Origin of the sequence: Mesorhizobium sp. M7A.F.Ca.US.014.04.1.1, from assembly GCF_003998745.1 — a bacterium.
In the GTDB taxonomy this organism is placed as follows: Bacteria; Pseudomonadota; Alphaproteobacteria; order Rhizobiales; family Rhizobiaceae; genus Mesorhizobium; species Mesorhizobium ciceri.
Map to the genome: position 1 here is coordinate 1 of NZ_RZRW01000218.1, position 9010 is coordinate 9010.

The following is a 9010-nucleotide window of genomic DNA, read 5'->3' on the forward strand; positions in this document are numbered from 1 at the left end:
CGACGAGGCTGATGGTTGGTTCAGGACCAACGACCAGCGCGCCGACCTGCAGCGCATGCTGGAACGCGGCGGCGCGATGAGTTCCTCGACCAAGCGCGCCATCGTCAATGGCGAACCGCTGATCCAGGTCGACGTCTACGAAAACAGCGTGCGCGTCAGCATTCTCGAGAACTGACGGGCCGTCGCCGGGGCGGCTGACAGTCGGCTTCGGGGACGGCTGATAGCAAAAGGCGGCGCCTCGGCGCCGCCTTGCCATCGATAGACTCGGCGGCTGAAAAGATCAGGCCGCTTCTTCCTTGTCGTCGTCTTCTTCTTCGGACTCGTCGCCTTCAGCCTTCACGCTGTCCTCGGCGTCGTCTTCGTCCTCGTCTTCATCTTCGTCGTCATCCGAGAGCGTGGCAGCTTCGGTGGACTCTTCGCCTTCTTCATCGTCGCCGTCTTCGTCGTCATCAGACAGGTCAGCGGCTTCGATCGCTGCGGCGGCGGCATGATCGAGAATGGTTTCGGAAGCGGATTCAAGCGCCTCGGCGGGAGTTTCTTCTGTCACTTCGATTTCGTGATCGGAATTCATGGAAGCCTCCGTGGGGTTGGGGAACATGTCCCTTTTGCCACGGAGAGATCATCGCCATATGACTGTAAGCCGGCTCGAACGGCCGGTAGCAGAGAATATTTTCTTCGCCTTAACCTGCGATCCTGGAGAAATCCGCGACCTGACCGGTGGCCGTGCGGATGCGGGCGAGCAGCGCCAGGCGGTTGGCACGCACCGCCTGATCCTCATCGTTTACAAGAACATGCTCAAAGAATGAATCAACCGGCTCGCGCAACACGCTAAGCGCCAGCAAGGCGCCGGAAAAATCATCGTTTTGAATCGCTTCGCCGGCTTGCTTCTCAGCCTGGTTCACCGCCGCAAACAGCGATTTCTCGGTATCCGCGCGAAACAGCGCCGGCTCAACGGTTTCGGCGACCGCCGTTTTCTTTTTCTCCTCGGCAGCCAGAATGTTGGCCGCGCGCTTAGTGCCGGCGAGCAGGTTCTTGCCGTCCTCGGTGTCGAGGAAGGCGCCGAGCGCCTCGACGCGGCGGACGATCTGCAAGAGGTCGTCGGACTGCGGCGTGATGACGGCATCGATGAGATCGTGCCGGGCGCCCTGATCGCGGAGGTAGACTTTCAGGCGGTCGTGGAAGAAGGACAGAAGGTCAGACGCTTTCCCGACGATGGCTGCCAGCGCCAGTCGAATATCATTCTCGACCAATATTCTAACCACACCCAGCGCCGCTCTACGCAGCGCATAGGGATCCTTCGACCCAGTCGGCTTTTCGTCGATTGCCCAGAAACCGACCAGCGTATCGAGCTTATCGGCAAGCGCCACTGTGATCGAAACCGGATCGCTCGATACGCGATCGGACGGGCCTTGCGGCTTGTAGTGTTCCTCCGCTGCAGCGGCGACCGATGCATGCTCGCCCTGAAGCAGCGCATATTTGCGGCCCATGGCGCCTTGCAGTTCCGGGAACTCGCCGACGACTTCGGTGGTGAGATCTGCCTTGGCCAAGACGGCAGCGCGGCGCGCGAGTGCGGGATCGGCGCCGACTGTCGGAGCCAGTTCTTCCGCCAATCGCTTGATCCGCTCCACCCGTTCGCCCTGCGTGCCGAGCTTGGCGTGGAAAGTCACGCCGAGATGGTCGAGGCGGGCCATGCGCTGGTCGAGAGGCTTCTTGAGATCAAGCCCGAATTTTTCCGCCGATGCCTCGAGCTCAGCCAGGTCAGGCAAATCGCCCTGGTCGGTCGTCCAGAAATAAAGCGCGTCGGACAGACGGGCGCGCACCACCTTGCCGTTGCCGTGGGCGATCTCCTTGCCGCCATCCCTGGCTTCGATGTTGGCGGTTAGAATGAAGCGATTGGAAAGCGCGTCGTCGACACCCTGCGGCCGCGTCACAAAGCACTTCTGGTTGGCGCGGATGGTCAGTCGGATCACTTCGGCTGGAATGGCAAGGAATGCCTCCTCGAACTCGCCCATCAGCACGACCGGCCATTCGACCAGTCCGGACACCTCCTCCAGCAGCCCTTCGTCCTCGACCAGATCGAGCCCGTTGGCGAAGGCGAGATTGCGGGCGTCGGCAAGGATGATCTCCTTGCGGCGGTCGGCATCGAGCACGACCTTGGCCGCTTCCAGTTTGGAAACATAGTCGTCGAAGCGGCGCACCATGATCGCATCAGGCGCATGGAAGCGGTGGCCATAGGTGATGTTGCCGGAGCGGATGCCGTCGATCTCGAAATCGACCACGACCGGCTCCTCTGTCTCCGGGCCGAACGTGCACAGGATCGATTGCAGCGGGCGCACCCAGCGCAATGAACCTGGCTTGGCCGAGGCCGGCCCCCAGCGCATCGATTTCGGCCACGGGAAATTGCGGATGATATCAGGCACCAGGTCCGCGATGATCTGTTCGGCCGCCCTGCCCGGCTTCGAAATGTGGGCGACATAAAAATCGCCCTTCTTCGGATCGGAATGGACATGCGCCTCGGCGATCGAGGAAAGTCCGGCCTTGCGCAGGAAGCCCTGGACCGCCTGTTCGGGCGCCGATGTCGAAGGCCCCTTGATCTCTTCGTTTATATCCTTCGAGCGCGCGGTGAGACCCCTGATGTCGAGGGTCAGCCGCCGCGGCGTCCAGTACTCGCGCGCCGCCTCATAGGTCAGCCCCGCCTCGACCAGGCCGTCAGTCAGCATCTTCCTGAGATCGCCAGCCGCCTTGCGCTGCATGCGGGCGGGAATCTCTTCCGAGCGGAGTTCTAGAAGCAGGTCAGGCATGGATGGGGCTCACGCGGCAAAATGGTCCGGGCGGGGGCATAGCAACTCGGCTGGCCGCTGTCACCCTTTCCGCACGGGGATCGCCGATTTGCGCCCGTTTCCAGAAATTTTGGCCATCCTGTCGGGACGAGACCGCGCCACCCGTCCTTGGATCAAAGATTTCCATGAACCGAACGCAGCGCTGAAGCGACCCACGCTCAGGCAGGGAACATTTGGCTCAACGACCATGAAAACGGCATCCAGACTTCTGCAGATCCTCGCACTCGGCGCCTGCTTCACCGCGCAGGCTCACGGTGCCTTCTCGATGCCGGGCGTTCGACAGGCATTGCGCACAATCGACGGTGCCAGCAGCCAGAACATACTGCCGATCAAAGCTTCCTTCGAGATGATGAAGCGGGCCTGAGACTCAGGCCGCCAGGCCACCCGCCTGCGTCTTCAAAAACGCCTCACCGCAGGCCTTCGCCAGATTGCGCACCCGCAGGATGTAGCTCTGCCGTTCGGTGACCGAAATCACGCCGCGCGCGTCAAGCAGGTTGAAGACATGGCTGGCCTTGATGCACTGATCATAGGCCGGGAAAACCATGCGGTGCATCGGCAGATTGTCGTTCGATGCCGGCGCGCCGGCATCGAGCAGCGCCTTGCATTCGGTCTCGGCGTCCTCGAAGTGGCGCAGAAGCATCGCCGTGTTGGCGTGTTCGAAATTGTGGCGCGAATATTCCTGCTCGGCCTGCAGGAAGACATCGCCATAGGTGACCTTGTCGGCGCCTTCCCGGCCGTTGAAATTGAGGTCGTAGACATTGTCGACGCCCTGCACATACATGGCCAGCCGCTCCAGCCCGTAGGTGAGTTCGCCGGCCACCGGTGCGCATTCGATACCGCAGACCTGCTGGAAATAGGTGAACTGCGAGACTTCCATGCCGTCGCACCAGCATTCCCAGCCGAGACCCCAGGCGCCCAGCGTCGGGCTTTCCCAATCATCCTCGACGAAGCGGATGTCGTGCAGCAGCGGATCGACGCCGATCGCCGCCAGCGAGCCGAGATAGAGTTCCTGCAAGTTGGGCGGGTTCGGCTTCAGGATCACCTGGTACTGGTAATAATGCTGCAGCCGGTTCGGGTTCTCGCCATAACGCCCGTCCTTGGGGCGGCGCGAGGGCTGGACATAGGCAGCGTTCCAGCGTTTCGGGCCGAGCGCGCGCAGCGTCGTTGCCGGATGAAAGGTGCCGGCGCCGACTTCCATGTCGTAGGGTTGCAGGATGACGCAGCCATAGGCCGCCCAATAGTTGTGCAAGGTCAGGATCAGCCCCTGGAACGAGCGGCTGGGATGCATATGGGCGGGGATTTCAATTGTCACGGGTGGCCTCGACAGCACAGGCTAGCTTGCCGGCACGTCCTAGAGACACGGCGGCGAAGCGTCAAGCAAAGCACGACGATGCGGTTGCGCCGACATTATGGAGCTGGCCCATTGCCCATCTCTCGGGCCTGCGCTCTGTTCGCCTGTGCAGCAACGACAACAGGTTTCAGCCATGCCCAGCCCGATCGTCATCCGCCCCGTTGCGCGACAGGATTTCGAGCAATGGCTGCCGCTGTGGGACGGCTACAATGCATTTTATGGCCGCTCGGGCGAAACGGCCCTGCCGGGTGAGATTACCCAGATGACATGGTCGCGTTTCTTCGATGCCTATGAGCCGGTCCACGCGCTGGTGGCCGAAAGCGAGGGACGGCTTCTCGGCCTCGTGCATTATCTCTTCCATCGCAGCACCACGGCGATCGCGCCGAATTGCTATCTGCAGGACCTTTTCACCACGCAGGCATCGCGTGGCAAAGGCATCGGACGGGCGCTGATCGAGGGCGTCTACGAGCGTGCCCAGGCGGCCGGCTCAGGCCGGGTATACTGGCTGACGCATGAGACCAATCACACGGCGATGAAGCTTTACGACAAGGTCGCCGAACACTCCGGCTTTGTCGTCTATCGCAAGCTCTTCTGAGGCAGCCAACCGAATACGCGGTTCAAACGAAAACGGGACTTCTGAAAAGAGCCCCGTTTGCGTTGAATTCAAATGGCTGACTTCATCCCTTCGGGGCGGGCACCGGCTCCGGCTTGACCTTCGGGGTCTCCTGCGCCGTGTTGGATTCGATCGGCGGCAGGCCCTTCATCAGCTTCTGCTGCAAGTTGGCCAGCACATCGGGATCCGGCTTCAGGTCGCGAGCCTGGTTCCACTGGAAGGTGGCTTCCAGCTTGCGGCCGACGCGCCAGTAGGCGTCGCCGAGGTGATCGTTGAGAACCGGATCTTCCGGCTTAAGCGACACGGCGCGTTCCATTTCGCGCACCGCGTCATCGAACCTGCCGAGGCGGAAATAGGCCCAACCCAGCGAATCGACGATGTAACCGTCGCTCGGCCTGAGGTCGACGGCCTTTTGAATCATCGCCAGCCCTTCCTTGAGATTCATGTTCATGTCGACCCAGGAATAGCCGAGATAATTCAGCACCTGCGGCTGGTCGGGGAACAGTTCCAGCGCCTTGCGGAAGTTCGGCTCGGCCTTGGGCCATTCCTTCAGGCGCTCATAGGCGATGCCGCGCTGGTAGAAGATGTTCCAGTTGGCTGCGGTCGGCGTCTTCAGCGCCTCGACAGCCTTGTCGTAGAGTGTGGCGGCCGAACGGAAATCCTCCTTCGAGGAATAGACGCCACCGAGCGCCAGATAGGCGCGCATGTCATTGGGATGGGCGTCGACGAAAGCCTTCAGATGAGTGATCGCTTCTTCGTGACGGTCGAGATCGGCAAGGTTGAGGCCGAGCTGCAGGTCCGAAAGCTCCTTCAGCGGCGAACCGGCGGGGATCCGGCGATAGAGCGCGATGGCGCCTTCGCCGTCCTTCAATTGCTCGGACACGGCAGCGAGTTGCACAAGGGCAGCGTCGCTATCAGGCTTCAAAGCAAGCGCATATTGCAGATAGAGGCGCACGAAGGGCTCGCCGCCGCCACGGTTGAGCGCGGTGGCGAGGTCGAGCAGGATTTCGGAGGCGCCATCGGATGGGCCGGCCACCAGGGGCGCAATCTTGTCGCCTTTTGCAATTCGGTCGCGCAAGGCGACGATTTCCAGCTTGCCAGGCGAAAACGCCTCGGCCTGATCGAGCACCGACAGCGCCTTGGTCTTGTCGCCCTTGCGGGCCAGGAACGAGGCGTAGGCCTGGGCGTTGCGCATCCAGGTTTCGGGAGCGGCACCACCGGCGGCGGTATCCTGCATGGTCGCGGCGTAGATCGCCTCGGCCTTTTCGGGCATGCCGGATGCATCAGCGATCAGGGCGCGGTGGAACGACTTGAACAGGCCGAACCAATCCGGCCCCTGCAGCTTGTCGATGGACGCCATCGCATCGGCAGGCTCGCCGGCGCCTTGCTGCGCCCAGCCGGACATCACCCCGGAGATCAGCCGGTCGAGATCGGATTCCAGCGACAGCTTGAGCCAGTACTGCGCCTTGGTGAAATCCTTCTTGTGGAAGGAATCGACGGCGAGCGCCAGCCGAGAGAAACGCTCGATGTCAGGCACTTCCTTGAGCTTGTCGGCATAGACCAGGGATTCGTCGAAGCGCCCTTGCGCGATCAGCGACAGCATCAGGCTCTGCTGCAGGCCGGTGTCGCTCGGGTCGAAGGCCAATGCTTGCTTGTAGTAGGCGATGGCGCTGTCGAGGTCGTTATCGCCTTCGGCGATACGGGCTGCCAGATAGGCGCCCGAAAACGACGTGATCTTGACCGGTTCGGTGGTTTGCTTGGCATAGGCCGGCAAAGCCGAGATCGCCATGCCTGTCACAATTGCCAGCCTTGTCAGCCAGCGCGCACGTCCTTGCCGCATCGTATCCCTTTCAGCCAGGCGCCATCTCCGCGTCAGCGGGATCGGCGTAGACTCGATCTTTCCAGGCAAAGCATGGCCTTTTTGGGGTCGCGCTTCAATCCGCCTCGAATTCACAATCCGGGCACCCGATTAACAAATCATGGCGACAGGCACCAATTTTCCGCTCTTGGGATTTCGGCCATGGCCCTACGCGGCGCCGAATATATCACAGATTCGACGCTGAGGCTCCGCTTCGACCGCCAAGGCTCGGGCCAATATCAGCCCTTGCCTGGCGAGGCAGACCGTTGCACCAGCGTGTCGCTGTAGCCGCCGGCCGCTATCGTGCTGCACAGTTCGTTCCATTCGCAGCCGCCGCAGGCCTTGCGTACAAGGCCAGCCGAAAACGCCTGCCGCATCCGGCCCAGCATCGCCGTGTCGAGATCAACACAGGTGCCGACCTGGATTGGCCGTGCCAACAATTCTTCCACGTCCTGCGCGGCGAGCCGGTCCCGCTCGACGACGCTCTCGTTGAGGCAGTGCGGTTCCGGCTCGTCGAGCAACGGGGCGCAGACATCGTCTGGGCCGGAAACGAGGAGGACGTCCTCGCCCCGGCTCAGGCGCTCCGCTACGCGATCATAATTGGCGGTGAAGGCGGGGCTGTATCCCTTGCCCACATAGGTGAGCAGGCAAAGGAGGTGATGGGCGCGCAGCCTGATCGTCACGGATTGACCAGCTTGGCCTTGCCGCCGCGAAGCGCCATGAGCGTCGCGGCACCCAGCGCCGACTTGAGCAAGCCGCCGACGATGAACGGCAGGAAGCCGAAGGTAACGGCCTGTTCGGCTCCAATCATGACGGCAAGCCATGCTGTGCCCAGCACAAGGCAGGCAAGGTTGCCAAGCAGCATGGCGACGAAGGCAAGCATCACCCTTTTGCCGTTCCAGCCGCGTTCGGCCAGCCAGCCGACCAGTGCGCCGACAAGCGGGAAGGCGAAGAGATAGCCAGCCGTCGGCCCGACGAAATGCGCCGCACCCGCTGCCCCTCCGGACAGAACGGGAAAGCCGACCGCACCCTCGACCAGCCAGGCGGCGATGGTGAGCGCGCCAAGCCGCCAGCCATAGAGCGCGCCGACCAATGTCACGGCGAAGGTCTGCATCGTCACCGGGACCGGCACCATCGGCACTTCGACGTAGGATGACAGCGCCAGGAACAGGGTGCCGAGCACAACGGCTCCAATCTGCCAGGCAAGAGAACGATCCTGGAGCCGGAGCGGGCTGAACGACGGCTTGCTGGACGAGAATGCGACGTCTGTCATTGGGATTCCTTCGATCGATTTCAAATTATAGATAATTTCTGTTTTCGATCTATTATCGAATCCACACTTCCCTGGAGATTGCAAGCCCTGGCTTTGGCGGAGGCCGTCTAACCTACGATGGCGAAGGCTTCGCGCGTCGTTCCGGAAGCCGTCCTGACCGGCTTGCGGCCAATCCATTGGACGTGCCGCCCCAGTGTGACGGCCGCCGATTCGGTGTTTCCCTGCCGCAAGGCGGCGAGGATCGCGCGATGGTCCTGATCGGTGCGTGTCTCCCACTCCGAGCGCCATGCCGCGAACAGGAAACGGGCGCTTGCCGCGTGCAGATCGTTGATGGTGGCGAGCAGGCGCGGCATGCCACATGGCGACAGGATCAAGCGGTGGAAGGCGCGGTTGGCCTCTTCCCACGACCGGACATCGCGGGACTTGTCGCCAGCCTTGGACGCCTCCTCGGCGAGATCGAGAATGGCCGATGTCAGATGCGGCGCCGCGTGGCGCAGCGCCAGCACTTCAAGGGCGGCGCGCATTTCGGCGACTTCCTTGACCTCGCCCAGGTCGAAAGACGCGACACGCACGCCGCGGCGCGGTTCGCCGATGGCCAGCCCTTGCGCCTCGAGGCGGCGGAAGGCCTCGCGCACCGGAACATGGCTGGTTTGGAATTCCTCGGCGATGTGATCCTGCCGAAGCCTGGCCCCCGGCTCGATCGCACCGGAAATGATGCGGTCCGCCAGAACCTTGCTGATGCGCACCGCGATGGTGTCGTCTGTGCCCTTTGCCATGTTTTATAGATAATTTGCGGCAGGGCGGCTTGTCGAGACGGCGGGACCGAATTCCTAAACTTCCTCTTAGCGCAGGCCAGAGATAGCGTCGCGAAAGTCCAGCCTTTAGTTGACCCGGCTGATGCAGAAATCGATGACGTCGATCAGCGCCGATTTCTGCGGCGTCGCTTCGAGCGGCGCCAGCGCGTCGCGGGCAATCTCGCCGAAATGGCGCGCGCGTCCGATCGTGTCGGCAATGGCGCCGTGGCGGGTCATCAGGCCGGTCTCCTTTTCCAGGCCGGCGTCATCGGCGACATTGT

Annotated in this window: 9 protein-coding genes and 1 pseudogene; 2 read left to right on the forward strand and 8 right to left on the reverse strand. The window is 62.4% G+C overall.

Annotated features, from left to right (window positions below):
• Positions 1-280: 280 nt before the first annotated feature.
• Both EOA22_RS16205 and glyS read right to left on the reverse strand, forming a co-directional pair.
• Positions 281-571, reverse strand: a complete 291-nt coding sequence (locus EOA22_RS16205; RefSeq protein WP_063170186.1) for a hypothetical protein — start codon at positions 569-571, stop codon at positions 281-283.
• A 109-nt stretch (positions 572-680) separates the two neighbouring features.
• The gene (gene glyS / locus EOA22_RS16210) at positions 681-2801 is read right to left on the reverse strand and encodes a glycine--tRNA ligase subunit beta (protein WP_063167657.1); all 2121 of its coding nucleotides are present in this window, start codon (positions 2799-2801) and stop codon (positions 681-683) included.
• Positions 2802-3027: 226 nt separating this feature from the next.
• Between glyS and EOA22_RS37705 the strand changes: the two genes are divergently transcribed.
• Positions 3028-3204 carry a hypothetical protein gene (locus EOA22_RS37705; protein ID WP_164755492.1) on the forward strand — a complete coding sequence of 59 codons (177 nt, stop codon included), beginning with the start codon at positions 3028-3030 and terminating at the stop codon, positions 3202-3204.
• Positions 3205-3207: 3 nt separating this feature from the next.
• On the opposite strand, the gene EOA22_RS16215 is transcribed toward EOA22_RS37705, so the two are convergent.
• Positions 3208-4128, reverse strand: coding sequence for a glycine--tRNA ligase subunit alpha (locus tag EOA22_RS16215; RefSeq protein WP_174299093.1), 921 nt, complete (start codon positions 4126-4128; stop codon positions 3208-3210).
• Positions 4129-4324: 196 nt separating this feature from the next.
• Here EOA22_RS16215 and EOA22_RS16220 point away from each other — a divergent pair, with 196 nt between their 5' ends.
• On the forward strand, positions 4325-4786 hold the full coding sequence (locus tag EOA22_RS16220; protein WP_024502644.1) for a GNAT family N-acetyltransferase: 462 nt from the start codon (positions 4325-4327) through the stop codon (positions 4784-4786).
• Between the two features lie 82 nt (positions 4787-4868).
• Here EOA22_RS16220 and EOA22_RS16225 read toward each other — a convergent pair whose 3' ends face one another.
• The 5 genes and pseudogenes from EOA22_RS16225 to EOA22_RS16245 form a co-directional block, all read right to left on the reverse strand.
• The gene (locus EOA22_RS16225) at positions 4869-6644 is read right to left on the reverse strand and encodes a tetratricopeptide repeat protein (RefSeq protein WP_063167656.1); all 1776 of its coding nucleotides are present in this window, start codon (positions 6642-6644) and stop codon (positions 4869-4871) included.
• A 257-nt stretch (positions 6645-6901) separates the two neighbouring features.
• Positions 6902-7345 (reverse strand): DUF1284 domain-containing protein, encoded by a 444-nt coding sequence (locus EOA22_RS16230; RefSeq protein WP_063167655.1) that lies wholly within the window; start codon positions 7343-7345, stop codon positions 6902-6904.
• Positions 7342-7935: a biotin transporter BioY gene (locus EOA22_RS16235; RefSeq protein WP_063167654.1), complete on the reverse strand. Its 594-nt coding sequence runs from the start codon at positions 7933-7935 to the stop codon at positions 7342-7344. The genes EOA22_RS16230 and EOA22_RS16235 overlap by 4 nt, the downstream gene beginning before the upstream one ends.
• A 107-nt stretch (positions 7936-8042) precedes the next feature.
• The gene (locus EOA22_RS16240; protein WP_063167653.1) at positions 8043-8711 is read right to left on the reverse strand and encodes a GntR family transcriptional regulator; all 669 of its coding nucleotides are present in this window, start codon (positions 8709-8711) and stop codon (positions 8043-8045) included.
• A 105-nt stretch (positions 8712-8816) separates the two neighbouring features.
• Positions 8817-9010: pseudogene (locus EOA22_RS16245) on the reverse strand (polyprenyl synthetase family protein); the annotation flags it as partial.

What these genes read in the sequence shown, in the direction of transcription:
- EOA22_RS16220 (WP_024502644.1), top strand. Translation starts at nt 4,325, where the DNA reads ATGCCCAGCCCGATCGTCATCCGCCCCGTTGCGCGACAGGATTTCGAG.
- EOA22_RS16240 (WP_063167653.1), bottom strand. Translation starts at nt 8,711, where the DNA reads ATGGCAAAGGGCACAGACGACACCATCGCGGTGCGCATCAGCAAGGTT.
- EOA22_RS16215 (WP_174299093.1), bottom strand. Translation starts at nt 4,128, where the DNA reads ATGCATCCCAGCCGCTCGTTCCAGGGGCTGATCCTGACCTTGCACAAC.
- EOA22_RS16235 (WP_063167654.1), bottom strand. Translation starts at nt 7,935, where the DNA reads ATGACAGACGTCGCATTCTCGTCCAGCAAGCCGTCGTTCAGCCCGCTC.
- EOA22_RS16205 (WP_063170186.1), bottom strand. Translation starts at nt 571, where the DNA reads ATGAATTCCGATCACGAAATCGAAGTGACAGAAGAAACTCCCGCCGAG.
- glyS (WP_063167657.1), bottom strand. Translation starts at nt 2,801, where the DNA reads ATGCCTGACCTGCTTCTAGAACTCCGCTCGGAAGAGATTCCCGCCCGC.
- EOA22_RS37705 (WP_164755492.1), top strand. Translation starts at nt 3,028, where the DNA reads ATGAAAACGGCATCCAGACTTCTGCAGATCCTCGCACTCGGCGCCTGC.
- EOA22_RS16225 (WP_063167656.1), bottom strand. Translation starts at nt 6,644, where the DNA reads ATGCGGCAAGGACGTGCGCGCTGGCTGACAAGGCTGGCAATTGTGACA.